Consider the following 603-nt stretch of genomic DNA (forward strand, 5'->3'; position numbering starts at 1 on the left):
GCCGATCGCGCTCGGCGTGGCCGCGCTCGTCGTGATCGGGGGCGCGCTGCTGTGGTGGCATCCGTGGAAGAAGAACGAGGCGCCGGCCAACGGCCAGCAGGCCGGCCAGGGCGGCGGACGCCGCCACGGCGGCCCGGCCGACTTCGCCAACCAGCCGCAGCCGGTGCAGGTGGCCACCGCCTCGCGCGGCGAGATGCCGATCGTGCTGTCCGCGCTCGGCACGGTCACGCCGCTGGCCACCGTGACGGTGAAGACGCAGCTGTCCGGCTACCTGCAGTCGGTCAACTTCACCGAAGGGCAGATGGTCAAGAAGGGCGACGTGCTGGTGCAGATCGACCCGCGCCCCTACCAGGTCGCGCTCGAGACCGCCGAAGGCACGCTGGCGCGCGACCAGGCGCTGCTGGCCACCGCGCGCCTGGACCTCAAGCGCTACCAGACGCTGCTCGCGCAGGACTCGATCTCGGGCCAGCAGGCCGACACGCAGGCCTCGCTGGTCAAGCAGTACGAAGGCACCGTGAAGACCGACCAGGCCTCGATCGACTCGGCCAAGCTGAACCTGACCTACGCGCGCGTGACCGCGCCCGTCTCGGGCCGCGTCGGCCT

The 603-nt window shown here is 72.0% G+C and carries 1 protein-coding gene; it reads left to right on the forward strand.

Annotated elements, in window-relative coordinates:
* A partial coding sequence (locus tag FQ755_RS04250) for an efflux RND transporter periplasmic adaptor subunit (RefSeq protein WP_144151248.1) occupies positions 1 to 603 on the forward strand: 603 nt, incomplete at both ends.

The sequence above is a fragment of the Paraburkholderia sp. BCC1885 genome (genome assembly GCF_900996235.1).
In the GTDB taxonomy this organism is placed as follows: Bacteria; Pseudomonadota; Gammaproteobacteria; order Burkholderiales; family Burkholderiaceae; genus Paraburkholderia.